The organism is Paenibacillus abyssi (assembly GCF_014640295.1).
Lineage (GTDB): Bacteria > Bacillota > Bacilli > Paenibacillales > Paenibacillaceae > Paenibacillus_D > Paenibacillus_D abyssi.
In genome coordinates, this window is record NZ_BMGR01000012.1 from 26,602 (window position 1) to 52,158 (window position 25,557).

Consider the following 25,557-nt stretch of genomic DNA (forward strand, 5'->3'; position numbering starts at 1 on the left):
CTTAAATTATTTTTTCGCTTTATTCGTATGAGGATCCAGCATATCCCGGAGGCCATCACCAAATAAATTCAGACCCAGTACGGACAATAAAATGAAAAGTCCAGGAAAAACCGTCATCCACCATGCTGAGAAAATAACAACCTTACCGTCATACAGAATATTGCCTAAGCTTGGATTCGGCGGCGCGATACCCGCTCCAAGAAAGCTGAGTGCGGCTTCGATCAGTACGGAAACAGCAAACACAAATGTAATTTGGATAATTAATGGCGATACCGTATTGGGCGCCATATGATACCAGATGATACGCGATGCACTGGCACCTTGCGCACGTAACGCTTCGATATAAACCTGTTCCTTCACGACAATTGCGGCGGAACGGACAACCCGTGCGATCGTTGGCGTGCTGATAATCGATAAAGCGATAATGACGTTTATCATGTTCGATCCCAGAGCAGCCGTGAGTGCGATCGCAAGCAAAATACCCGGGAATGCCATAAGTCCGTCACAAATCCGCATCAGGATATGATCCAGGAATTTATAATAAGCGGAATACAAACCAATTACCGTCCCCGTAATCATCGTGATGAATGCTACGGAGATTCCAACGGCCATGGATACTCTCGTACCATGAACAACACGGCTGAACAAATCCCTGCCGAAATTATCCGTGCCGAACCAATGCTCCAGGCTTGGTGCCTGCAGGCGCTTCACCATCTGCATCTCAAGAGGAGTATATGAGGTCAGGAAAGGAGCCAACAGCGCGATGATTCCGAGCAATACGGTGATTACACTTCCGGTCAGCAGCATACGATTGGATAAAAATCGGCGGATAAGCAAGGAGCGCCGCTCTTTTTGAAGTTCTTTCCTAGAATCGGAAAAATAGGTTCCTTCTAACACTGTTTTTGCATCCATCACATCTTTTCCTTTCTACCCGACTTTATGATCTCCGGCTGAGACGCACCCTCGGATCAACAACGCCGTACAGTAAATCAACGATCAAGTTGATCAGCACGTAGGAGGCCGCTATCAATAACACAACGCCCTGAAGTACCGCATAATCCCTCGATATAATGGATTGGACGAGCAATTGTCCGACACCAGGAATGCTGAATACCGATTCGATGACAACCGTACCTGCAATCAGATTGCCGAATGTTTGCCCGATCACGGTCAGAATTGGAATAAAAGCATTCCGCAAAGCATGTTTATACACGATGACAATATCCTTCACTCCTTTGGCCCGGGCTGTTTTGATATAGTTCATGCTCAGCACATCCAGCATAGACGATCTTGTCATCCGCGCAATTAGAGAGGCCTGAATAAAACCTAGAGCTGCGGCGGGCATGATGAGATATTTAAAGTGCTGCCACAATCCCGTGTCCATGGCACGGTATCCGGCCGCCGGCAGCCATCCGAGCTGTACGGCAAAAATGAGCGAGAGCAGCAGCGCGAGCAGGAAGCCCGGCAGGGAAATGCCAAGCAGTGATACGACCATGAATGTCTGGTCGATTACGGTTCCTCTTCTTTTTGCCGCCACGATTCCCATCGGAATAGCGATCAGCATTGCAAAGCCCTGAGCTAAGACAGACAGGGACAGGGTTGGTCCGAGATGATCAACAAACAGCTCAAACACCGGCGCTTTCAAAAAAATCGAAGTTCCCAGATCGCCTGTAAAAAGGCCTCCGAACCAACTGAAAAACTGCTGGATGATCGGACGATCCAGACCAAGTTCCTGGCGGAGCGCTTCAACCTCAGCTGGAGATGCATCCGCTCCAAGCATAACGGCAGCAGGATCGCCGGGGGTCAGATGGATAATAAAAAATACGACGACCGCCACGAACAACAAGACCGGAATCAGGGAAATCAAACGTTGAAGAATATAGATTTTCAAAATGGTTCCCCTTTCTATCAATCCCCGCCCTCGCGCCTTATAAATGGCGCGAAGGCAGAACGATGGCAAAAGTTAATTTTCCAGATGAGTGTTCCACAAGAGCGGTCCGTGGAAATCAACAAAACCCTTCAGCTTGTTAGTCGAAGCTGTGACCTGCAGATAATGCCCGATGACAAGCACCGGATTTTCGTCCCAGAACGCTTCCTGCAACTTCACAAATGCGGCATGCGCCTGCTCTTGGGTTTGTGCCGCTTTAATCTCGGCTAGATAAGAATCAATAACAGAACTGTTTGTCCATCCCGGCCATTCTGTTTTTGAATCCAGGAACGGATATTGAAGCGGAGTGGCGCTCGCCGGAAACCCGGTGAAGAACATCTCATACTGGTCAGGTTTCGTACGGCGTTCGAGCAGTGTCGGCCAATCGATAACCTCAAGCTGCACGTTCATCCCGATTTCCTCCAGCATCTGCTGCGCAGCGACTGCAGAATTATACAGCGTATAGTATTCTCTTGCAGTAAGGATACGGACAGGCTCACCATTATAGCCCGCTTCAGCAAGCAACTGCTTTGCTTGTTCAGGATCATAAGCTTCGTAATTTTCCCTTCCCGCATCTGTGTACCATGAAATTTGTTCACTAAGCATTAATCCCGGATCGAGGCGGTAATACTCGGGCCCTGTAAAGGAAGCAGACATGAGTGCGGTCTTGTCTAGCGCCATATTTACCGCCTTCCGAATATCCGCGTTGGCAAGTACGCCTTCTTTCTTATTAAAAATCAACGTCTGAAGTCCGAATGGGTACAAGATCTTGCTTATATCGTCGTTGTTCTCAATTTGAGGCAGCGCGTCAAGCGGTATAACCGGAACAAAATCATACTCTCCGCTGATCAATCCGTTCACCTTTGTGGAATCGTCTGGAACGGCATAATAATAAATGTCATCAAAATAGGCAATCTTCTCCCCCGACATTCCGTCTGCCGGTGTCGTTAACGGCTTGTACTCTTCAAATTTGGAAAAGTGCAAATACTGGTTCGGTCTCATCTCCACAAACTTGAACGGGCCTGTTCCGATATATTCTTTCACACCAGCTGCATCCGCTCCCTCGATGACTTCTTTGGGCATGATCGCCGGGAATTGCTGAAGCTCAGCCAAAGTGTACATCAACAGGAAGGATGGGGTCTCGACATGAAGTATGACTGTGTATTCATCTGCCGCCTCCCATGTCGAATTGCCGAGATTTGCCTTAGCCGTGGCACCCTCCTGCCATTTCTCCATGGAAGCGATAACGTCTTCCGCTTTCATTTCTTTGCCGTTATGGAATTGAATTCCCTTTCTCAACTTGAAGGTTACGGTTTTCCCATCCTCACTGCTCTCGAATGATTCAGCAAGCATCGGTACAACCTCATATTTGGAGTTCAGCGTCACGAGCGATTCAAAGATTTGTCTTGCTGTATGAGTGATCGCATTGGCGGTTGTCAAATGCGGATCCAGTGATGTCGGCAATACGCCAAAAGCAATCCGCAGCGTGCCTCCGGGTGTAATCTCCGTTTCTGCTGCAGCCGGTGCATTGCTGTTATTTGAGCTGCAGCCGAATAACGCTACTGAGAACAACAATAATAACGTGACGATGTACGATGATTTTCTTTTCATGGACTCCACTCCCTGTTTTATATTTTTGTTTGTATTTGATGGCTGCTTTATCGATCTCGCTTCCGAAAAGCTAATAGAGCATGCCTCCACCCCCTTATCAGGTTAACAATTATGTAAGATTAAATAACATTTAAAAACCACAAAACAGTCAAAGTAGTAAGATTAATGTCGATTCTAGAACTATTTCGCACATTGATTACAACTCATGTATAGATTATATAACATAAATCACGTTCTGAAATAGACGAAATGTACTATAGTAAACCCTTAAATTGTTGCATTACGTACATTGAATGGATGACTACAAAAATAGAAAAGCCGGAAAAAGCCGTTACTTCCCGCTTTTTCCGACTCCAGTTCGAAGATGATGCGATAGGGGAAAATCTCTGCTCTTCGCAGATTGATACGAGGATAAGAACACACCAGATAACACTAGAATAACACCGGCAAATTGACTGGCGTGAATGCTGCTGCCCGTCAAAACAGCAATCAGCATCGTTGTTACCGGAACGAGATTGAAAAAGATAGCCGTTCGATTAGCGCCGATCGCAGCGATGCCTTGGTTCCACCACAAATAAGCAAGCACCGTTCCAAAGACAGCCATGAATACTACAGCACCCCAAGCGGGCGCGGCTGAGCCAGCCATCTCAGTTTCCCCGGATGAAAATCTAAGAAATGGCAGAAAACAGATGGCACCGATTAGCATTGTCATCGCGCTCGTCGCCAGCGGTGTACTGTTTGGCAGCAGCTTCCGGCCTAATACTCCGTATGCCGCCCAGCAGGCATTGCCGGCAAATACGAGCAAATCTCCGCTAGATACTGCATGCAGCTTTGAAAATTCTCCTCCGGTTATTACAAACAAAACCCCGAAAAAGGAGATCGCGATACCCGCGGCCTGACGATACGTGATTCGATCCTTCAACAGAAGCGCTGACAGAGCGACCGTTACAGACGGATTCGCCGCAGTGATGAGTGAAGCATTCACAGAAGAGGTAGCGTTTAATCCGATGAAAACCAATGCATTCGTGCCGAAAATCCCTATGAAGCCAACGAAGAAATATCGGGAAAATTGACTGCTTATCTCACGCCAGACAGGCCGTTCCTTCCACCAAAAGAAAATCATCATACCGATCGCGGCCAACGTGAACCGCCAAGCAACAACGCTCATCGACCCGAGCGTCTCGACTGCCAGTTTTCCAAGATTGAAATTGGAGCCCCAAAACATAGCGGAACCGATGAGCATAAGGTAAATCAATAGATTGCTCATGCCAGGCAGATTCAACGAGCCAATATCGGATGAAACAGCCCATTTACATTGAAGTATTCGTAACCATGCACATCTGCCACGGGCTTGTAGGTTACTTTTCCGCCTGCGGCATTCACTCCTCTTGCAAGAGCCTTACTTTGGCTTGTGGCCGATTGAACGCCAAGATCGGCGATTTGCAATGCATAAGGAATCGTCACGTTAGTCAGCGCGAGCGTAGAAGTACGCGGTACGGCTCCAGGCATATTGGCGACGGCATAATGCACGACACCAAATTTCTCATAAGTCGGCTTACTGTGTGTCGTAATCCGATCAATCGTCTCAATAGACCCGCCTTGATCAATCGCGACATCGACAATGACCGAACCCGGCTGCATATTCTTTACCATCGCTTCCGTTACAAGGCGAGGCGCCCGAGCACCCGGAATCAGCACTGCTCCGACAACCAGGTCCGCCCGCTTAACCGCTTCTTCAATGTTATAACTGTTCGATATGATCGTTTTCAGCCGCCCCCTGAACTGATCATCGAGTTGTCGGAGACGATCCGGATTGATATCGGCCACCGTAACGCTCGCACCTAGTCCGATCGCCATCTTCGCCGCATTCGTTCCGACAATGCCTCCCCCGATGATGACAACCTCCGCAGGCAGTACACCCGGAACTCCGCCGAGCAGAACCCCTTTGCCGCCATGCGGATGCTCCAGGAATTGCGCGCCGATCTGAATCGACATACGGCCAGCCACTTCGCTCATCGGTGCCAGCAAAGGCAGGGAGCCGTTGTCAAGCTGAATCGTTTCATAAGCGATAGCTGTTACTTTATGATCAATCAGAGCCTTCGTCAGTTCACGCTCAGGCGCTAAGTGAAGGTAAGTGAACAGAATTAAATGTTCTCTGAAATATCCGTATTCCTCAGGCAACGGTTCTTTGACCTTCAAGACAAGATCGGCAGACCAAGCCTCCCCTGCACTGACCACAATCTGAGCTCCGGCTTCTTCATACACCTGGTTCGTAAAGCCGCTGCCCATTCCTGCATCGGTCTCGATTCGAACCTGATGCCCATGTTTTATGAACTGCGCAACACCGGCCGGCGTAATGGCCACACGGTTTTCATTGTTTTTTATTTCTTTTGGAACCCCGATAATCATATCCGTTAAACTCCTTTCGTTTACCAGCGCGCGGTAATCATTTTTTTTCGGGTATAAAATTCAACGCCATCCTGTCCATTCGCATGCAAATCTCCGTAGAAGGAATTTTTCCAGCCTGAGAAGGGGAAAAAAGCCATTGGAGCCGGTACACCAAGGTTTACGCCAAGCATGCCCGATTCGATGTTTTCACGGAATGTACGGGCATTGCTTCCGCTTCGGGTGTAGATACAGGCTCCGTTACCGAACTCCGATTGATTCGACAGTTCAATCGCTTCGTCAAGCGTAGTGACGCGAACTATCGAGAGTACAGGTGCAAAAATTTCATCTTTCCAAATTTTCATCTCGGTTGTCACCTGATCAAATAGGGTAGGACCTACGAAATAACCCTTGCCTTCATAAGCGGCATCCTTCCGCCCATCACGAACGAGCACAGCCCCCTCAGCAATACCTGCTTCAATATAGCTTATCGTCCGTTGTTTCTGGGATTCACGGATGACAGGGCCAAGAAACACCTCGTTGTCCAGCCCATTGCCGATTGTTAGAGCATCAGCCGCTTCCGTGAGCTTCTCAAGCAAAGGCTCGGCTACGTCACCTACCGCTACAACAACGGATGCAGCCATGCATCTTTCGCCCGCCGAACCAAATGCCGCGCTTATAATTTGTTGGACAGCCAGTTCCAGATCAGCATCCGGCATCACGATGGAGTGATTTTTGGCGCCTGCCAGCGCCTGCACGCGCTTGCCGTGAGCTGCCGCGGTCTTGTATACGTATTCGGCCACAGGTTGAGAACCGACAAATGATACAGCCTTTATGTCCGGATGCTCCAACAGGCCGTTGACAATCTCATGTGCCCCATGCACGATATTCAGTACGCCTGCCGGCAGTCCGGCCTCCGCAAACAGCTCGGCCAACCGATTGGCCAATAGCGGCGTACGCTCTGACGGCTTCAGAATAAACGCATTGCCGCAAGCAATGGCAAGCGGGAACATCCAGCAGGGCACCATCATCGGAAAGTTAAAGGGCGTGATCCCTCCAACAACACCGATTGGGTAACGATACATGCCGGATTCAAGATTAGTTGCAATATCGGGCAGCTGCCGGCCCATCATCAGGCTGGGAGCGCCTGCCGCAAACTCTACGCATTCGATTCCCCGCTGCACTTCGCCATATGCCTCTTCGTAGCTCTTGCCGTTCTCCGTTGTAATCAGCGTGGCTAACTCCTCCCAATGCTCGACAAGCAGCTGCTGATACTTGAATAGGATGCGGGCTCTTCTGGGTACCGCGGTTTTCCCCCAGCTTACGGACGCTTTTTGGGCCGCTGCTGCCGCAAGCTCCAGATCGACCCGGTTGGATAGCGGAACATAGGCCAGCAGCTCCTCCGTAGCAGGGTTAATAACCGCTTCCTGCTCAGCGGAGGAAGACTCGATCCATTGGCCTCCGATATAGTTTTGTATTACAGTTTGTTTAATATTGATAGTCATTTGCCTTTCTCCTTTCGTCTACTGGATGTAATAAATTGCTTTGTCAATTGAGCAGATCGAACACTTCAACCAGCGTATCCACAATAAAATCCAAGTCTTCATCGGTCGTCACAAAAGGCGGACACAAAGTTAGAATGTTGCTGAAGCCCGGAACTGTATCGCCGTTTTTGCCGATCAGAAGCCCTCTATTTTTACATTCGGCCATAATGAACATCACCTTGTCGGCAGAGGCCGGCAGCTTAGTTTCCTTGTCTTCTACCATTTCGATCCCGGCGATGAGTCCAAAGCTTCGGATATCTCCCACATTAGGATGGTTCATCAACACCTCAAGTTTTTGACGCAGATTCACGCCCAATACGGCAGCACGCTCCACCAATCGCTCCTCCTCGATGATTTCCATATTTTTCAGGGCAACAGCGCAGGAAACGGGGTTGCCGCCAAACGTATTGACATGCCGGAAATGGGTGTCGGCACCCGGGCCCTTAAACTTCTCGTATATTTCATCCTTTACCGCGGTTGCGGAAAGCGGAGAGTAGGCACTTGTAATGCCTTTAGCCATTGTGACGATATCCGGTTTCACGCCGTAATTTTGATGGCCGAACGACTTGCCCGAACGCCCGAATCCACAGATCACTTCATCAATAATCATCAGAACGCCGTACTTATCGCAGATTTCTCTTACCGCTCCCAAATATTCCTGAGGGGGCACGATTACACCGCCTCCAGTAATAACCGGCTCCAGGATGACACCTGCTACAGTGTCCGGACCTTCCCAATTAATCACGTCCTCGTACGCTTGGGCGCACTCCAGTTTGCAATCCTTGTACGTTTTTCCGAAGGGGCAGCGGTAGCAATACGGAGGGGGGATATGCTGAAAACCGACGCCAAGCGGCTCATACTTTGTTTTCCGCTGCGCTTGGCCCGTGGCCCCTAATGCCCCCATCGAATTGCCGTGATAGGCACGGTGCCTGGAAATGAATTTATACCTTAGAGGTTCACCGTTCTGATGGTGATATTGGCGCGCAATCTTGAATGCCACTTCATTAGCGTCCGAACCCGAATTGGAATAGAACATTCGGTATCCTCCACCGAGCCACTCATTCACCTTCTCGGACAGTTGAATCGCCGGCAGATGGCTTTGGTTGAGCGGATAGTAAGCCAGCGTCTTCATTTGCTGCGCTGCGGCATCCGCAATTTCTTCGCGGCCATGACCGACATTGACACACCATAAACCCGACATTCCGTCAAAATAACGGTTGCCATCCACATCCGTTATCCAGCTTCCCTCACCTGATACAGCAATCAGCGGATTGGGATTATGAGGCGAAATATGATGCCATAGATACTTTCGGTCTTTTTCCAGCAGCGCTTCCTTATCGAAATTGGAAGAATGCGATTGATCCATAACTTCAACTGATTTCTTACTCATATCTGCACCCTGCCTTCCAGTCATATTGATAGTTAAATGTTAACTTCATTGACACACTATAGCATCATACAAAATGATTGATGTTTGCCCTGAATGTAGTTACAAAATGTATAACCAAAATGGAAAAATGCAAAGAATTGCAGTTGCCGCCTGCAAACTATCAAGGATATTCACTCGGTATATGTCATGTATAATGACATAATTGTTCCATAATCCGTTTTTTTATGGTATTCTTGTCCGTAAAATTTGCAGAATGAAACTTGTTTTGGAGGAAATCGACGTGGACAATGATCAAACCTTGAACGTTCGCAGCCTGTTAAAGCGGCCTTTATTCCAACAAGCTAAACTGCTTGCCGGCAAAAGAGGCATCTCCCGCAATGTAGGATGGATACACATTTTGGAGATTACCTCGGCAACACCCTTTACAAATAAGAACGATCTCATCCTTACAACCGGTCTGGGCATCCACCAGTTTGCCGATGAAAGAATGGGCTACCTGCAGCAATTAATCGCGCAGGAAGCGGCAGGCTTGTGCATTGAACTCAATCCCTACTTTCCTGAGGTGCCTCAAGAGATGATTCAACTCGCGAATCAGCATGATTTTCCGATCATCGTCTTTGAAACGCCGGTACGATTCGTCGACATCACTCAGGATGTTCACGCATTGTTGATTAACAAGCAGTATCAAATCTTAAAAGATATGGAACAATTTGCGCGTAAGCTGCAACAAATGTCTCTGGATTCAACGAATATTCAAAACATCCTGCGCCTGCTGCAGGAGCATACATCCTCTCAAGTCATATACTATTCATTAATTGATAAAAGCCTGTTTGCCCCTCCGGTTTCTCCGAAGATCGCCCAAGACATCATCTCCCGCTACCGGAGCGAAATTGACAATGATGCCATCGGTTCTAAAGAAAGCACCGTTTTTGTCTTAAATGAGAAGAAGCAAATCATCTCCCAACCCGTCATCTGTCTTGGCCAAACGTTATCCTATGTTGGAATTTTACTGCATGACAAAGAACCGACCGATTATATGATCCTGCTGCTCGATTATGTCGTCAAAGCAGTGGCCCATATATTGCTCAGAAAATTGTTCATTGAACATAAATCGTCAGAAAACCAGGCGCAGCTCATTAATGACATTCTGCAATATAAAGTGGAGAATGAGGAACAAGCACTCGCGCGAATCGGGCTGCGTCCGCTTAACAAAGGAAATTATCTGTTTCTTGGTGGATTGATCGAGATTGAGCATGATTTGGTTATGGATGATGAGGGGGAATTAGAGGCCTTAACGCAAGATATTGTCGTGCTGCTTCGTTCATTGCTATCCAAGAACGGCATCTATAATTTACTACTTGTCAAGAACAATCAAATTTATGTCTTATGCATCCGCGAATCATTCTCAGACAACCCGGGATCGAAGATTATCAAGGAACCTCTATTAAAAACTACGGAACAGTTGAAAACAGCTATTAATTATAACCTGTCAAAGCATATCAAAATTATTTCAGGTTTCGGAAATCTAAAGCCCAAGCTGGTGGAAGCGGCCCAGAGCTTTAAAGAGGCCTTTGATACCATATCGGTCGCAAGAATGCTGCCGCGGCCGATTCATCCGTTCTATGATGAATTGGGCATCTATCAGCTATTTAAGGGGATGACTGATGAGCATATACTGACTTCTTATGTCTCTGCCCATCTGGGTCCCGTATTGGATCATGATAACAAAAACAATTCCTTCCTGCTTGAAACGCTTGACCAATATCTCTCCTGTATGGGGGCCAAGCAGGAAACGGCGGAACGCCTGTTCATCCATCGCCAGACGTTATATCATCGGTTGGATAAATTGGAGGAGCTGCTCGGTGAGGGCTTTCTTCGACCGGAGAAACGAATTAACCTGGAGGTTGCGCTGAGAGCGTATGAAATTGTCGGAAGAGCGCTGTAAGCCCTCAGCTTATATTAAACTTGCCAGATAAGCATCCAGCCGCTCTGCCATCAACTGGTCCGTCAAACCTGACACCCCTAAAGCCGTCCAGCCCTCATACACCTCCGGGGGCCCGAAAAGGATGTTGACCAGGGATAACAGATCCCAGTAGGGGTCGTGCCGGTAAGCTGACCCCGCGTGCCGCCGGTAGGCCTCCAGAAAAGCATCGGCAGCATGAACACCGTGCAGCTGCGCCAGATTAAACCGGCAGTGGCCAATATCAATTCCGGCTGGTCCACGGCAGCTGTTCACCCAATCGACAACACCGCTCACTTGACGCTGCTGCCACAGCACATTTGCAGGATGATAATCCCGGTGGATAAAGCATGGCTTGTATACAGGCTGAGGGCCTTTCACAATTTCGAATGCACGGTCCACTTCTCCGGTATGCTTGACCACGACTGTAACCCCAGCGAATTTACATCATTATAGGTAAAATATGACCATGCAAACCCATCGGCATCCACATGATGGATGCGGACCAGAGCAGCCGCAAGCCCGTCGATCCAATGCTCCATATCCGTCATGGGCTCCAAAATCACCTTCCCTTCTATCCGCGTCATCAGCACGGCCGGAATGCCGCATGTGCTCCCGCTCTCGTCATACGCGATAATCTGCGGCGTGCAAATGGCAGCGCGTGAGGCAAGCCGAAGGCTTTCCGCTTCATGATGCGCCAGATCCGGTTCATCCTGCAACCATTCACGGTTCGTGAATTGCCGCAGAACAACCTCTTTCTCCGCACCGCCAACTTGGAACGTAATATTATGGACAAGTGATGACACCCCTCCATGCAATCGGCGTACGGAATGAATCCGGGCATTTGGATCCACAGCTGCTGCCGCCCAAAGCAGTACACGTTCCGGAATTTCGCAATCCGAAGTCGCATCCATGTCCTTAACCTCGCTTTATAAGTTAGTATTAAACCGCTTTCAAAATGATATCATCGCCCCACGCTCATCAAACAAGGCGGTCGGGTTCCAAGCCACCTCCCAGATGTTCTCTTCCGGGTCCATAAAATAAGCGATTCTTCCACCCCAAAAAGCATCATGGGGCAATCGAATGATCTGACCGCCGGCAGTGCGGATCTTGCCGATGGTATAATCTACCTCTTCCCGCCTATCAACATTGATCGCAAATGTCATTCCCTTAAAACCGTTCGTTAGCTCCGAGCGATCTTTGCCTAGATCCCTTAGCAGATCTTCGATGGGATACAGCGACAGCAAAACGCCGGCCGTTGCAAACACGGCGTAATTGTCGGAGCTTATTGATGTTTCAGACCAACCCAAACGTTGATAGAATGATCTCAGACTGGGCATATCATTCGCCCCGATCGTAATCAAACTGACGCGCTGCGGTATCATCACATCATTCCTTTCGAATACGTCTTCTGTACTCATCGTCTTCACTCGCCTTCTGCATGAATTCGATTATTAGGTTCCAGGCAGGATCGGAAGAAGCAAGCATACAACAAATAAACCGGTCAAAATAAGCGTCATTGGCTTGCTCAGCTTACGTTTCTTGGCGGATTTGTACCAGCCCTTGAATTGAAAATAATTCCGGTAGAGAATAAGGAACACAATAAAGTTACCTGCCGCCAAATACCAATTGTAATGTTCTTTCCAAGTGATGACGTGCGGGTAAAACGATTTCTCGGCCCAGCTTAAGATTGTCGTCATGATGACCAGAAGCACAAGAATTCTGGCCAATTCGAGCGTAAAAGATACAATTTTCCCCATGTTTTTTCCTTTCACCGCTAACAAACTACGGTTTTAAAATCCCGTCCTGTACTGATTTACGAATCAATTCCTGGGCCATTTCCCAGAGCGCCTCGGAGCCTTCCTGAATAAATTTGTTCTTGTTCAATACCATTTCACTCGTAATATGATTTTCCTTCCACGTTGCCCCGCCGTTATAATGATTCAGCAGCAGCGGCTCAAGCCGGTCGATCGCTGCGGCAAACCTCGCTTCCGGCGTTTCACTTTTTTCAAATTCAATCCACAAGTCGTATAGTTGACTTGCTTGATCTTCAGGCAGTATGTTAAATATCCGCTCGGCAGCCTTCTGTTCCCGCTCGAATTTATCCTTATGGCCGTCGATATCGTAGGCGTACGTATCCCCCGCATCAATCTCCACAAGATCGTGAATGAGCAGCATAGAGATCACTTTCTGCAAATCAACCTTCTCATTCGCATACTCCGACAGAATGATGGCCATCATGGCCAGATGCCAGGAGTGCTCCGCATCATTTTCAACCCGGGATTTATCGATTAGCTTTGACCTTCTTACTATTCCTTTTAGCTTATCAATTTCCACAAGGAAGGCGAGCTGTTTCCGAAGTCTATCCATTCGCACATTACTCCTTCAAATTTCGTTAATCTGCTTTACACTCTTCTCCCCAGAATCACCAGGTCCCTTTCAATACCGTCCAGCTTCGCAACCTTGGGTAAGTAACCCCACTCCTCAAATTTATATTTCGTTAAAAGAGCTATACTGGGCTGATTATGGGCAAATACGAAGCCAACCAATGTATTAATCTTCAATCTTGGCGATTCATTAATGGCCTTTTCAAGCAAGATGCTTCCAATTCCCTGTGAACGATATTCCTCGGAGAGATAGATGCTTATTTCTGCCGTTGCATTGTATGCCGGCCTTCCGTAAAAAGACTGGTAGCTAAGCCATGCAATAATGCGGTCCTGCTGCTTCATGACCCACAGCGGCCTAAAATCTGCTGAGTGTTCATCGAACCATTGCTGCTTGCTCTTGGCTGTAACAGGCTCCAAATCTGCGGTTACAATGCGGCTTGGAATTGTGGAATTATAAATCTCAACGATTTTCTCCAAATCTTCAGGTACTGCGTCTGTGATTACATAATCCGATATCATTCAAATGCCTCCAACACTGAATATGATGATTTACTTGTTTCTCCTAATATCTTCTCAATACAATCTTTTCTCATATGTTTCTTTTAACGATTTTGCCACCTCTTCGGAGGTTATGCCCTGTATATTAACGTGGTCCGCAATAATTTTTGCTGCGACCGGCAGACTTTCTTTTTTCGGCCACGAACCCGCATCCCAAAGCTGCGATCTCTTAAAGGCCTTGGCGCAATGCATAAAACACTCCTCAACCTCAACCCCTATTCCCAACACGGGTTTCTTGCCGAATGCCTGCATACGCTCCAGCAAATCCTCATCCTGTACGATGCACGCTTTCCCGTTTATTCTTAGTGTTTCTTCAAGGCCGGGAATGATGAATAGCATGCCGATGTACGGATTGGATAAAATATTCCTTATCGAATCAAGCCGCCGATTCCCCGGTCGTTCAGGAATGACAAGGTGTCAAGGATAGGATAAACATTCCAAAGAGGAACATGATCGTCAATGCATCTTCTATTTCCATGGCCTCACCTCCTTTCGAAGGGAAACCACGCCCACCCAAGATTCAATTGTATCTTCATTCTATCATTATTTCTATTTACGTAATCACATCCTGTCCATCTCAGCTACAAACTGATTGATGGTGTGATATAACAGTTGGCTTTCAGTACCTCTTATATTGTGGCCCGATTTCGTAAACTCTTTAATCGTTATGAATATAGTCATCCGGCCAATCAGCCGGCATTTGCTTATGCTCCGCAGGATAATCCTGAATGATCATAGAAACGACCCGTCTCGCTGCTTCATTCGCAAAACCAAGCGCATAGGAGACACCCCGTGAATAACTGAACAAATGAAACCGATCCACCCCTGCTGCTGAAACAACACATTGGATATCCGAGACATGTTCCTGCAAATCATATCCCGTATCAGGGGTATCACTCTGCCCTCTTCCCCGGAAGGAGAGGACGATGGCGCGGCGAGGGAGAAGATATTCTGAAAATGGATATGAACTCCGTTGTTATTCACCTTTTGAGATAAAAATCTCATGAAAACACCCCTAATCCGTAAAAAGGTCTATCTTTCTTAATCGTTCATAATTCTGCCTGTTTCTTGTTTGTACCTAATCAACTTTGTTCATGCTCAGCTAACTCATTAGTTTTAATCACGAGCCGACATTGAAATCTCTCGACGCCGGGATATTTCTCTCCAAGACTTGTAATTTGAAAGCCCATATTTCTGTAAAAGCCGACCGCATCTTTATCCGTCTCCGCTGTCATCGAATCCATTCCATACTGCTGCATATATTCATCGATCATGTCCTTACCTATACCTTGTCTTCTGTACGCAGGTAGAACGGCAATATGCTTCAGTTCGGCTTCACGGTCTAAGATCGGGATAATGCCAATTAACCCGACTAATTGCTCATTCCTGATTTTACCCAAAAGCTGTCTGGATTCATCCTTGATATAGGCTTGAAATTCGTTTGAGATCCGCTCATCATCCGGCCACATACATGCACCCAATAGCACCCTGATTTCTTTCCGATTGGGATACGCCTTAAGATCTATCATGGTTGAACCTCTTAACGAGCGAGTGGACGGTCTGAGTTCCACTATCCCTCACTGATCCGAGTCGGGCAGCTTGCCACTTTCTCGCATTCATTCAGCATCCTCCTTGTCGGCCTGAAGAATCCCTTCTTCCAAGCAGGCGTTGTTACGAAGCATATTCTTTAATCTATCCATCATTTTCGTCTGTTGGGGCAGTTCAGTATGCCGGCTGAGCAGGATTAATCTTAGACAGGCGATAGCCTCAAAAATCTCTATTTCTTCATGCGGTAGCGGATGTTCTGAGCGGTAAGAGTCAAGAAAAATAGAACCGTACCGTTCACTAACATAGATTTTCATCAATACGCTGGACCACACAAAATCATATCTGGGATCTCCCAGTTGACCGTTTGTCCAATCAATGACCGTATATCGCCCTTCATGTTCCACAATATTTCCCAGGTTAAAGTCGCCGTGAATGAGGTGGTCCTGTGTCATACGACTCATGTCAACAAGACGTAATAATTCTTTATGCAGAGTAGGATAATTGTCGATGCCGGGATAAAAATAGCTGACAAAATCATGCTTCCGAACAAATGAATCCTTGCATGTATCCAGTGGAGTCTGATGGATGCTCGACAAGCTCCGCGCAAGCGCCGACAACTCTTTTGCATTCACTTTCGTAATCGGATTTCCATCAAAGCTTGTTAACAGCACCTTATTCGAATGCTGATCCCAACCCCAGCCATAAGGTACGGATACCGGTAATCCTAGCCGGTTAAGAATTTGCAGGAGATGGAATTGATAGCTCACATCAGGCTTGGAGCTTCTGTTCCAGGTCTTCAATACATAACCGGACTCAGACGTCTGCACCTTTAATACTTCCGCCTCCAACCCTGATGCCATAGGGCTCACTAGTAATGAATCCCCTTGCCCGATTAAATCATCGATCGTTTCACTTTTCTCTGTCCAAGTGATTTGGCCGATCACGTTATCCATGATTTACGCTTCCTTCCGCCGGGATGTCTTCTTAACGAGAAGAGCATCCTTATTTTGGATGCTCTTTAGGTAACAGTCGTCAATTTAAAGCTCTAGGTTATAGGTGATCCGATCACTAAATTTATTGACCAAATCATTTTTGTATGCATAATAATCTTCAAAGTCTTTAACGGTTCCGTCTTGGATTAATTCCGTCATCAATTTACCCCTCAATATGGCGTTCTTATATTCGTTTCTTACACAATCACTAGTCCAGAACTCATCATCAGTTACCCCTGTGATTCGTATTCGATTTTGCATTAGCTTTAAGACGAATTCATTTTCACTGGCAGGTTTTTCATTTTCTATCACACTTCTCTGATAAGCAATCTCATCATTCACTTCCTCTTCAGAGGCCGTGATTCCCAGTTGGATAGCCTGCTGGAGCGCCAATTCGTCGTTTATCATATTATCGAGAAGCGTTTTGTCATCCGGAACATTTTCTTTTCCCCGTAAGGCATGTGTCAGTTCTGCATTTAATTTATAAAAAACAAATTTTTCTTTATCAATTGCGGCTCCATCGACCATAGCAACCACATCGGTATTTTCTTTATCTTTTTTCAATTGATCCAGCTGTGCTTTTATTGCATCAAATCCGGCACTAATTTTTTGGTCATCCGTAAGTGCCGAGCTCATAGTTACATCAAGTTCAGCGCTAAATGTTGAGGGTTCCGACTGCGTTTGATCGAGCTGAAACAAGTATAAATATAGAGCTATCACGGAAATTATAGCGGAGACTGCAATGATCGCTACTTTCCTTCTCATTTCTATACCTCCCGTTAAGTTTTGAATGCTAGCCTTAAACGGCAAGGACTCCTACACTCCTACACTTCTTCGTACCACTTCGGTATTACTCGCTCAAAATAGTCATGATCCTCTATCGCTTTGTAGATTTTTTCTAACATGATCGTTGTTTCTCCGGGCTTGGCTTTTTTGATCCATACGATAGAGGAGATCAGATTCCTCGCGAGGTATAAGGAATAGATGCGCCAAAATAACAGATCCGGTTCCGTGTCATTGTGATAGCCTCTGATCTGTCCCATACTGAATGGCCGGCTGATCTCAGCACTGAACATTAAGCAGCATATATCCCAGATGATGGTCTGAAAGGATTCCGAGCTCAAGCGGCCTGGAGCATTTTACATGATTCGCTTCCAACTTAATTAACGCGTCATACTCCAGCTTCTTGGCGTCCGCATGCTGCAGCTCGTAAGTTCGAAGCAGAAATTTATGGTGATCCTTATAGACGATAAATTTGTTATCGCTGGAATAAACTTTATGAATTTGGTGGGTTCTCCATTATTCAACCTGCCTTCAAAAAAAGGTGGCATTACGTATTCGAAGAATACAACAGAATCGTGTCACGCTTCATCCATCCTAATTTGGACCAGAATTGCTGTCCCGCTTCATTATCTGCAAGCACCATGAGATGGCACTTCATAATTCTCTCTTGTTTGAGACGGCTCAGACACTGCGAAACCAAGGTGTTTGCGATTTTTCTGCCGCGGTAGCCCGGAGCTACGGCCATATGATAAATGAATCCTCTTCTTCCATCATGCCCGCTTAATATCGTCCCCACTATTTTTTCATTGTCCACACATACAAAGCTCATGCCCGGGTTTCTCTGCAAATAATAAGCGATTGACTCTTTTGAATCTGCTTCGCTTAACCCCAGTCCTTCTATTTGCTGCCAGAGCTCAATTAATTGTTCATAATCCTCAATGTTCATTTGTCTATACTGATACACGATGATCCCCCATTATTTTATGTATCTCTTCCTTGAGCCGTTCTTCTCATCAATCGCTCCGAGTCTTTCACAAAACCAAACTGTTCATATAATCCATGTGCATCGAGTGTTCCTAATATACCTGTCATCCACTCATACTCTTCAGCGTGAACAATCGTCTCGATTAACTTCTTGCCAATTCCCTTGCCTTGATATTCCTCAAGTATAAACACGTCGCAGAGATAAAACATCGTTGCTTCATCCGTAATAATTCTAGCAAAACCAATCTGCAGATCTCCCAAATAAACTCCAATGCACTTGGAATGATCAATCGATTGTTTGATCCGCTCAGGCGATCGCTTGCTCGCCCAGTAGCTTCTTTGCAAATAACCGATCACCACATCATAATCAATTTTCGACTTATCATCGCTGATGAAATACTCATTATAGTATACTTCCATTTAAAGTCCCCCTGAGCAAAGCTTTTAGATGTTGGTCTCAATTGCCTGATAAGCTTTTAAAATCCGCAAGTTGCCTAGGGTCAGGTATCCTTCCCATTCTTTCTTTGCTTCAACCCATTCCTCTTCGTAACGGCCCCAAGACCAATTCGGCTCCCACGATCCAGCATCGGTTTGTGAGTCAATCAATTGTGCTAAATCAGCCGGGAGTACATCAGCGAAATGCTGATAGTATACCGAAGCCGGCGAATCGGCTACTTGTAGAGGGACTGCGCAGTAACCGTGTCGATCCTTTGGATTCTTTATCACCACGTTATCGACATATCGATCCAGCCGCGGTTTGATAATCGCTTGTAGCTCAGCGGGCAAACGCTCATATAATCGAACATAACATAACAGCTCATGCATGTCCGAAAGCTTGCTTTCCTCTAATAAATATTGAATTGATTCATCTGTTAATTTCTCTTTAAATTGTGAATCTACGAGTTCAGGATATTCATAAAAGCAACCCAACACTTCCGCATTGGGGTTTCCCCATGCTGGCGAGGCTGCTGTATATTCCCACCAGATCGCTCTAGGCGATTGTACAGCCTCCTTAGGGATGATTGCCCATCCCTTGTAAGTTTCATTGTATGTATCCGTTAAATACGTGAAACAGGGTTTGATTAATTCATTTTTACTCTCTGTCTCCAACTTCGAAAGATATTGCAAGGCAACCGTAGAAGCCAAAACGGAAGATTCCTTGCATCTTAAATCGGGTTCCAGCCCCCATCCAAAACCACCGTCAGCATTTTGATACTTGGCTAGCTCTTTAATAACGTCTTCAGGATCTCCCTTTTCAAATTCATACAAAAACATATATTTATCAATTGCCCGTGCTTCTCCCATCATAAAGGATTTGGCCTCTTCATATTGTTTCGCGGATAATTTGGTCATACAGACAACCCCCCATTTTATTGACTTGCGTCTTAATTTTGTCCTTCAATCCAAAATCGATTAATTATATTTCCATCCTCTTCAATATAATCGCTATCAGGCACTCCACCGTTTTTTAAGATGGTTTTCTTGGAGGCAATGTTATGTGCATCACAAACTACAAGCACTTTGTTAATGCCCAGCTTCTTTGCTTCCTCAAGAGAGAACGCTAGTAGCCTTGTTGCGTATCCTTTACGCCGCTCCAAGGGACGTATACCATATCCGATGTGACCGCCAGCATTTAGCAGCTTTTCGTTAAGTTCATGCCGAATATTTACAGCTCCAATCACTTTCTTATCTTCAGAAATCAACCAAAAGGTGGAGTTGGGCACCCAACCCGCGGGTATATTGAATTCCTTCTCGTTATCCGTCAAAAATTGAATCATCGCCTTAAAATCAGCGGGATCTTTCTCAATCACCCACGGCACCATATCTTCTCCACTGTCTTTCCATTCTTGATAAAACGACAAGTACTCTTCCTTCAGATCCATCGCAGGTTTCACTATATAGATATTTTCCAAGCTTTCACCCCCATATGCACAGAATAATGCGCAGCGCACTGGTTTAACATATCCAGATCTGTTCGTTCTTTATTCCTTACCATTTGAATCTGTTCAAGTTCCTTATCCGTTGGTAAAACTTTGCACTTACCCTTTGGCCTTATGGTATTGTTCTAACAAATCTTTGATCAATATGCCATCGATACACAGTCCATCAATATTGCAATTTCGAATATCTACATTCACCAGCTCACAATTCTCAAAAATAGCTGTGCTCAGATCGCTCCTCTTAAACGTAACCGGCTCCACATTCACCCAACCATCCGTACCCGGCTCTTCTGAAAAATGGCTTTCCGGGGCATCCGGACGGACAATATTCTCAAATACCGTTCCCCCTAGTTGGGCCATATTGATATGTACATTAGAGAAATAGATATGTTCCCAGCGGGAATTAACAAAGTTGACATGCGTTAAGGACGTATCTCTCATATCAACGCCATGAAAATCCGCCCCCTTGAAACAAACCATGTGGATATTCTCGTCTCTTAAATCCTGCAATTCGAATCCGCTTTTATTGTCATACACCTTCTTGTCCGTTAACGCCATCTAAATCTCCTTCTCTCTATCGAATCTCAGCCTTTTGCGATTCAGCTTCAAATAAGATCTATTATATGTCCCCCTCAATCATTCAACATTAAGGGCAATCTTTCTTCAGAAGACATGCATTTGGAGGAATCCACATTCTTTCTATTGTGTTATAAATCATAATTTACGTCTGTATAACATAGATTTAATACTACGATAAAAATATGACGATATTATTGTTTCAAATGGAGGTGCAGCAAAAAGTGTATTATGAAGAAGATCGTGTGCCATTCGACACACTTGATGAAGAGATTAATTACCCCAAACCTAATACTGACGAAGAAGAGAAATTGTCTAAATGACAGTTTTTTTTATTTTCCCTACAAATTTCGTTTCGCTTTCTTCACTAACCGCTGCAGTTGTATGAAGGCCTTAGCCTCCCTGTTGTATTCATCCAATCCCTATCCTCACTTCATTTCCTCATTCTCATTCTCGCTTCATATATTTATATTATTACAATAAAACCATGACCCAGCCATAGATCGTTTTAGGCCGGGTCATCGTTGTCTGGATGGTTCTCATATTTGTTTATTTCTCACAGGCAATGAAGTCTTTATCACGGTCCATTTTTTTATTGGCATCATAAAGTTCCTGAGAAACATAGGGTTTATATTTTGTTTTTCCGCCTTTATTTTTTACAGAAGAAGAGCGGGCAACGCCGGTACGGAGCCGACTAAGGAAATGATGAGCATGGAATTGAAAGCATATCTAGAACGTTCTTTATTTATATACTCATCCATCCCGTCGCCTCCCTTCAATATGGACACTCTTAACGATTCGATTTACTTATTCCATTGTATTATCTTCCGTTTCACTTTTACCCGGACGTTTAACCGTCAACTTATGCCAGTTGTTTACAAGAATTTTCATATGGATCACTATATTCTAATGCCAGCAATACATTCCCGTCCAAGTCTTCAAACTTTAACGCTTTTGCAAAGCCTTCATCCGAATATTGATAAATGATCGCGCCCTTTGTTTGAAGTTTAGTGTGCAATTGTTTAATATCCCCTACTTTAAAAATGATAACGGCCATAGGTTCATCATTGACTCTAAAGCCTAGTGGAGAAAAGTTATCGGGAACCCAAAGATTAAAAGCAGCACCTGTTTCCAACTTCATGAATGCAAACTTATCATGTGGAATACCCTCCGACACAAAACCTAACGTGATTGTGTACCATTTAATGGATGCATTTAAATTCCGTACAGGAACCGCAACTTCAGAAATTTCAGTGATTAATTTCATCCGTGTTCCTCCTCGAGAATTTTATTGCTCAACGCCTCTTGATTCGACATGACCCGGCCTGAGATAGTTCGTATCTTTTCTTTTAGGCCGGGTCATATGTTGTCTACGCTCTCTCCCATTATTATACATCCGATAAGCAATGGGAGGAAGCCCTGCTTGTCTTTTTACGTTAGAGCTTTCCGATAGCGTTCGCATATTTCAGATCTGTCTGCAGTAGAAAACCGTCGCATCTAAATTGCCATAGGTTGATTCTCGTATCTAAGACCAATTATGCCGCTTCATTGATGGTTATTGGTGTTAAATGCACAGTACGCTAAACAAGAAAAAGACAGCTGCCTCACACGAGAAGGCAATACTGTCTCTGATGCTTCCAGTTTTCAGTTCTAGTGTTCTTCAATCGTTAACCACGTCACCGTTCAGGTCATTTGTGATATAATCGACGTTAATAAATGCACAAGGAGCGCCATAAACAATGCAACAACAGCAGCTGCCAATCGCTTATATCAAGCAAATGCGATCCATGCTTGTGGATGAAGCTGATCTCTTTCTGAAGAGCTATGAAGCACCGCGAACATTCGGACTGCGCATCAATCCGTTAAAAATGTCCATCCAATCCCCGGAAATGGATACGTTACATGAATTATTTCATCTTGAACCTGTGCCTTGGTGCGGAACAGGCTTTTATTATGAAGAATCGACACGTCCGGGCAAGCATCCCTATCATGCCGCAGGACTCTACTATATCCAAGAACCATCGGCAATGTCCGCGGTCGAATTTCTCGATCCGCAGCCAGGAGAGACCATTCTTGATCTGGCCGCAGCGCCAGGGGGCAAAACAACGCAGATCGCTGGCCGCATGCAGGGACAAGGCCTGCTTATTGCCAATGAGATCCACCCGTCCAGAGCGAAGATATTAAGCGAAAACGTTGAACGTCTCGGCATTGTTAATGCCGTTGTCACCAATGCGGCCCCGGATGAGCTGTCAAGGCGGTTTCCCGCTTTTTTTGACCGGATCATGCTGGATGCGCCGTGTTCAGGAGAGGGCATGTTCCGCAAAGACCCCGGCGCTATCGAGGAATGGTCGGAGCAGCATGTCGCAATGTGCGCCGCAAGACAGGTCGATATTCTCGAGCATACAGCTATCCTGCTCAAACCGGGGGGCCGCCTAACCTATTCGACCTGTACGTTTAACCGCGCCGAGAATGAGGAGGCCATGGAAGCCTTTGTACGATCTCATCCTGAATTTCATATCGAGCGCATGGAACGGATCTGGCCGCATCTGGAAAAGGGTGAGGGGCATTTTGTAGCGGTGCTGCGCAAAACAGCTGATCGAAGTGAAGAACAGGCTGACTCTAACGCAGCAAGAGCCTCACACGCTGAAATAAGGCTCGCTGAGGTTTCCATGTCTGAGCCTGCCGTACGCGGCGGCTCCCGACAACCCCGCGGCCGCACCGCCGGCCGCGGAACTGCCCAGGCCGGGCTATCCGCCGACCTGGCACTGCTGCGCGCCTTCGCCGCGGACGCACTGCCCGGCTTCGCCCTCGGGCCGGGCGAGCCGCTCCGCTTCGGCGACGCCCTCTACTGGCTGCCCCGCGACGCCGGCAGCCGCTTCGGCGCAGACGCGCTGCATGGCATGCGCGTCTTGCGCCCGGGCCTGCACCTGGGCATGCTGCGCAAGAACCGCTTCGAGCCCGCGCATGCGCTCGCGCTCGCCGCTTCGGCGCAGCAGGCCGCATGGGTGCAGGCCTACCGGCCCGAGGCCCCGGAAGTCGCCGCCTTCCTGCGCGGGGAGACACTCCCCGCGCAGCCTGGCGCCTCCGGCTGGGGCCTCGTGGCCGCAGACGGCCATCCGCTCGGATGGGGCAAAGCGAGCGGAGGCCAGATCAAGAACCACCTGCCCAAAGGGCTGCGGTGGTTCTAACCCCGCCGCTAAATCGTTTACCTTGCACAAAAACCCGCCGGAGCGTCATTACGCCCTGGCGGGTCTTATTGTTACCATTTTCCTCTAGGATGATCTACCACGCATAGTCCAGCAGCGCCTTCCTTACACCCTCCTCCTCATTGGAGAGCGTCACTGCTTTCGCTGCAGCTTTCACCTCATCCGGTGAATTGTCCATCGCAATTCCAAGCCCGGCATAAGTAAGCATGCCAATATCGTTATAATAGTTGCCGATGGCCATGATGCGGCCCGGTTCCACACCGCGAATAAGCGCCAGCTTTTCTAACGCCTGTCCTTTATTCGCATGGGGATGCTGCACATCGATAAACAGCTCGCCGCTCCGAATCCATTTCAGATCTGCAGACCAGCTCTCCCAATCCCTTTGCACGGCATCCATCGCTTCAATGGAGCCGAATAGGGTGAACTTAACCAGATCCGGAGGCAGCTCCGTGCCCGGTTTTCTCCAGATCGGCGTAGCTTGGAAATATCCGTACATCTTCTCGGCTTCCTCGGTAATCGTCTCAATATAGAGCTCAAAAGCCGTACTCACATCATAATGGACACCATGGTATAAACAATACTCCACAAAAGGCTTCAGCTTATCGGGATCGATCGTGAATTGATGGATCACTTCCTTTGTGCCCGCATCAACGGTTGCTGCCCCATTATGCGTAATAATCGTTCCTGCAAGTCCAAGCTCCTCCAGAATCGGAATCGTTTGGGCAGGGCCTCTCCCCGTACACAACACAATTTCGGCGCCGCGTTGTGCGGCCTCCCGAACCGCCTCCCTCGTACCCGGTGTCAATTGATGGCTTTCGTTCAGCAAAGTGCCATCCAAATCAAGCGCAATGATGTCAAAATTCATCGGATTCTCCACACTCCATCTATATCTATTCTATACGTAAACAGATTCGTCCTTTTATACCGTGTACCGGCTATACGCCCCATTTGACACAACGTATTGCCTCATCCGTACCGGATTCATGGTTTCGTTACACGTTCAACAGCAGCTGCCGTTCCGCGATGCGAACGCAGCAGCTCCACCTCCTCATCCGTGAGCTCCCGATAGGAGCCAAGCGGCAGCGACGGATCAAGCTTCAGCGGCCCCATTGAGATGCGGCGAAGATAGGTGACCTTTTTTCCAACCGCCTCGAACATTCGTTTTACTTGATGAAACTTGCCTTCCTTTATGGTCAGCTGAATCCATGACTCTGGCTCCTCCATCGCCGCAGCTTTCTCCACCTTGAGCACCTGAAGCGCCGCCGGCATCGTCACATAACCGTCATCCAAGGTGACACCCGCGGCAAATAACAGCCGGTCCGTTTCATTCACTTCACCGCGAACCCGCGCCTCGTATGTTTTATCGACATGCTTGCGTGGGGAAAGCAGCTCATGGGCCAGCTGCCCGTCATTTGTCAGCAGCAGCAGCCCTTCTGTATCCTTGTCCAACCGGCCAACCGGAAAGGGCTGCAGCACCTGATCCTCCGGCTCCAGCAGGTCGATCACCGTGCGGTCTCTCGTATCCTCCGTAGCGGATATGACCCCCTGCGGTTTATTCAACATGAGATATACGACATCCCGATAAACGACACGCTCGCCTTCCCAGGTTACATCTTCCTGCTCAGGATCGATGGACAAACCGCTGTCCTTTACCGTTTTACCGTTCAATGTAACTTTGCCCTGCTTCACCGCTTTTTTAATTTCACTTCTCGTACCGTATCCCATATGCGACAGCATTTTGTCGAGCCGCATCCGTTTTTTCATCA

General features: G+C 47.0%; 29 protein-coding genes and 2 pseudogenes. 2 read left to right on the plus strand and 29 right to left on the minus strand.

Features of this window, described 5'->3' with window-relative positions:
* Positions 1-6: 6 nt before the first annotated feature.
* From IEW11_RS17470 to IEW11_RS17500, 7 genes are all read right to left on the minus strand, one after another.
* Positions 7-912, minus strand: coding sequence for an ABC transporter permease (locus IEW11_RS17470; RefSeq protein WP_188532366.1), 906 nt, complete (start codon positions 910-912; stop codon positions 7-9).
* A 25-nt stretch (positions 913-937) separates the two neighbouring features.
* Positions 938-1,891, minus strand: a complete 954-nt coding sequence (locus IEW11_RS17475; RefSeq protein WP_188532367.1) for an ABC transporter permease — start codon at positions 1,889-1,891, stop codon at positions 938-940.
* Positions 1,892-1,963: 72 nt separating this feature from the next.
* Positions 1,964-3,538, minus strand: a complete 1,575-nt coding sequence (locus IEW11_RS17480) for an ABC transporter substrate-binding protein (protein WP_188532368.1) — start codon at positions 3,536-3,538, stop codon at positions 1,964-1,966.
* 331 nt (positions 3,539-3,869) lie between these two features.
* Positions 3,870-4,793 carry a DMT family transporter gene (locus IEW11_RS17485; protein ID WP_188532369.1) on the minus strand — a complete coding sequence of 308 codons (924 nt, stop codon included), beginning with the start codon at positions 4,791-4,793 and terminating at the stop codon, positions 3,870-3,872.
* Between the two features lie 23 nt (positions 4,794-4,816).
* A complete protein-coding gene (gene ald, locus IEW11_RS17490; protein WP_188532370.1) occupies positions 4,817-5,947 on the minus strand; it encodes an alanine dehydrogenase in 1,131 nt (376 codons plus the stop codon).
* 20 nt (positions 5,948-5,967) lie between these two features.
* Positions 5,968-7,428, minus strand: coding sequence for a CoA-acylating methylmalonate-semialdehyde dehydrogenase (locus IEW11_RS17495; RefSeq protein WP_188532371.1), 1,461 nt, complete (start codon positions 7,426-7,428; stop codon positions 5,968-5,970).
* Positions 7,429-7,471: 43 nt separating this feature from the next.
* Positions 7,472-8,857, minus strand: a complete 1,386-nt coding sequence (locus tag IEW11_RS17500; RefSeq protein WP_373289342.1) for an aspartate aminotransferase family protein — start codon at positions 8,855-8,857, stop codon at positions 7,472-7,474.
* Between the two features lie 280 nt (positions 8,858-9,137).
* Here IEW11_RS17500 and IEW11_RS17505 point away from each other — a divergent pair, with 280 nt between their 5' ends.
* A complete protein-coding gene (locus tag IEW11_RS17505) occupies positions 9,138-10,802 on the plus strand; it encodes a PucR family transcriptional regulator (RefSeq protein WP_188532372.1) in 1,665 nt (554 codons plus the stop codon).
* Positions 10,803-10,811: 9 nt separating this feature from the next.
* On the opposite strand, the gene IEW11_RS25150 is transcribed toward IEW11_RS17505, so the two are convergent.
* The 20 genes and pseudogenes from IEW11_RS25150 to IEW11_RS17595 all read right to left on the minus strand — a co-directional run bounded on the left by IEW11_RS25150 (position 10,812) and on the right by IEW11_RS17595 (position 21,852).
* Positions 10,812-11,240 carry a phosphotransferase family protein gene (locus tag IEW11_RS25150; protein WP_268237414.1) on the minus strand — a complete coding sequence of 143 codons (429 nt, stop codon included), beginning with the start codon at positions 11,238-11,240 and terminating at the stop codon, positions 10,812-10,814.
* Positions 11,195-11,731 (minus strand): phosphotransferase family protein, encoded by a 537-nt coding sequence (locus IEW11_RS25155; RefSeq protein ID WP_268237415.1) that lies wholly within the window; start codon positions 11,729-11,731, stop codon positions 11,195-11,197. The genes IEW11_RS25150 and IEW11_RS25155 overlap by 46 nt, the downstream gene beginning before the upstream one ends.
* 39 nt (positions 11,732-11,770) lie before the next feature.
* Complete coding sequence (locus IEW11_RS17515) at positions 11,771-12,238, minus strand: VOC family protein (protein ID WP_229725399.1); 468 nt, start codon at positions 12,236-12,238, stop codon at positions 11,771-11,773.
* Positions 12,239-12,271: 33 nt separating this feature from the next.
* Positions 12,272-12,577 (minus strand): hypothetical protein, encoded by a 306-nt coding sequence (locus tag IEW11_RS17520; protein ID WP_188532373.1) that lies wholly within the window; start codon positions 12,575-12,577, stop codon positions 12,272-12,274.
* Positions 12,578-12,602: 25 nt separating this feature from the next.
* On the minus strand, positions 12,603-13,187 hold the full coding sequence (locus IEW11_RS17525; RefSeq protein WP_188532374.1) for an HD domain-containing protein: 585 nt from the start codon (positions 13,185-13,187) through the stop codon (positions 12,603-12,605).
* A 35-nt stretch (positions 13,188-13,222) separates the two neighbouring features.
* On the minus strand, positions 13,223-13,723 hold the full coding sequence (locus IEW11_RS17530) for a GNAT family N-acetyltransferase (RefSeq protein ID WP_188532375.1): 501 nt from the start codon (positions 13,721-13,723) through the stop codon (positions 13,223-13,225).
* Positions 13,724-13,777: 54 nt separating this feature from the next.
* Positions 13,778-14,176: pseudogene (locus IEW11_RS17535) on the minus strand (pyridoxamine 5'-phosphate oxidase family protein); the annotation flags it as partial.
* Complete coding sequence (locus tag IEW11_RS24985) at positions 14,163-14,240, minus strand: putative holin-like toxin (protein ID WP_268237417.1); 78 nt, start codon at positions 14,238-14,240, stop codon at positions 14,163-14,165. The gene IEW11_RS24985 and the pseudogene IEW11_RS17535, both read right to left, overlap by 14 nt.
* A 180-nt stretch (positions 14,241-14,420) precedes the next feature.
* Positions 14,421-14,633 carry an alpha/beta fold hydrolase family protein gene (locus IEW11_RS17540; protein ID WP_188532376.1) on the minus strand — a complete coding sequence of 71 codons (213 nt, stop codon included), beginning with the start codon at positions 14,631-14,633 and terminating at the stop codon, positions 14,421-14,423.
* A 211-nt stretch (positions 14,634-14,844) separates the two neighbouring features.
* Entirely contained in the window at positions 14,845-15,291 is a 447-nt protein-coding gene (locus IEW11_RS17545) for a GNAT family N-acetyltransferase (protein WP_188532377.1), read from the minus strand.
* A gap of 87 nt (positions 15,292-15,378) precedes the next feature.
* Positions 15,379-16,263, minus strand: a complete 885-nt coding sequence (locus IEW11_RS17550; RefSeq protein WP_188532378.1) for an aminoglycoside phosphotransferase family protein — start codon at positions 16,261-16,263, stop codon at positions 15,379-15,381.
* Between the two features lie 84 nt (positions 16,264-16,347).
* Positions 16,348-17,067: a SurA N-terminal domain-containing protein gene (locus IEW11_RS17555; RefSeq protein ID WP_188532379.1), complete on the minus strand. Its 720-nt coding sequence runs from the start codon at positions 17,065-17,067 to the stop codon at positions 16,348-16,350.
* A gap of 59 nt (positions 17,068-17,126) precedes the next feature.
* Positions 17,127-17,378, minus strand: coding sequence for a hypothetical protein (locus IEW11_RS17560; protein ID WP_188532380.1), 252 nt, complete (start codon positions 17,376-17,378; stop codon positions 17,127-17,129).
* A gap of 254 nt (positions 17,379-17,632) precedes the next feature.
* Positions 17,633-18,049, minus strand: a complete 417-nt coding sequence (locus IEW11_RS17565) for a GNAT family N-acetyltransferase (protein WP_229725401.1) — start codon at positions 18,047-18,049, stop codon at positions 17,633-17,635.
* 17 nt (positions 18,050-18,066) lie between these two features.
* Positions 18,067-18,489 carry a GNAT family N-acetyltransferase gene (locus IEW11_RS17570; RefSeq protein ID WP_188532381.1) on the minus strand — a complete coding sequence of 141 codons (423 nt, stop codon included), beginning with the start codon at positions 18,487-18,489 and terminating at the stop codon, positions 18,067-18,069.
* A gap of 24 nt (positions 18,490-18,513) precedes the next feature.
* Positions 18,514-19,422, minus strand: a complete 909-nt coding sequence (locus tag IEW11_RS17575) for a hypothetical protein (RefSeq protein WP_188532382.1) — start codon at positions 19,420-19,422, stop codon at positions 18,514-18,516.
* A 32-nt stretch (positions 19,423-19,454) separates the two neighbouring features.
* Positions 19,455-19,952 (minus strand): GNAT family N-acetyltransferase, encoded by a 498-nt coding sequence (locus IEW11_RS17580; protein WP_188532494.1) that lies wholly within the window; start codon positions 19,950-19,952, stop codon positions 19,455-19,457.
* 156 nt (positions 19,953-20,108) lie between these two features.
* On the minus strand, positions 20,109-20,567 hold the full coding sequence (locus tag IEW11_RS17585) for a pentapeptide repeat-containing protein (RefSeq protein WP_188532383.1): 459 nt from the start codon (positions 20,565-20,567) through the stop codon (positions 20,109-20,111).
* A gap of 567 nt (positions 20,568-21,134) precedes the next feature.
* Positions 21,135-21,266 (minus strand): annotated as a pseudogene (locus tag IEW11_RS17590) (excalibur calcium-binding domain-containing protein); the annotation flags it as partial.
* Positions 21,267-21,447: 181 nt separating this feature from the next.
* Complete coding sequence (locus tag IEW11_RS17595; RefSeq protein WP_188532384.1) at positions 21,448-21,852, minus strand: VOC family protein; 405 nt, start codon at positions 21,850-21,852, stop codon at positions 21,448-21,450.
* A 472-nt stretch (positions 21,853-22,324) separates the two neighbouring features.
* Between IEW11_RS17595 and IEW11_RS17600 the strand changes: the two genes are divergently transcribed.
* Positions 22,325-23,773 carry an RsmB/NOP family class I SAM-dependent RNA methyltransferase gene (locus tag IEW11_RS17600; protein WP_188532385.1) on the plus strand — a complete coding sequence of 483 codons (1,449 nt, stop codon included), beginning with the start codon at positions 22,325-22,327 and terminating at the stop codon, positions 23,771-23,773.
* Between the two features lie 94 nt (positions 23,774-23,867).
* Here IEW11_RS17600 and IEW11_RS17605 read toward each other — a convergent pair whose 3' ends face one another.
* On the minus strand, positions 23,868-24,656 hold the full coding sequence (locus tag IEW11_RS17605; RefSeq protein WP_188532386.1) for a Cof-type HAD-IIB family hydrolase: 789 nt from the start codon (positions 24,654-24,656) through the stop codon (positions 23,868-23,870).
* Positions 24,657-24,772: 116 nt separating this feature from the next.
* On the minus strand, positions 24,773-25,555 hold the full coding sequence (locus IEW11_RS17610) for a pseudouridine synthase (protein WP_188532496.1): 783 nt from the start codon (positions 25,553-25,555) through the stop codon (positions 24,773-24,775).
* Positions 25,556-25,557: the final 2 nt, after the last annotated feature.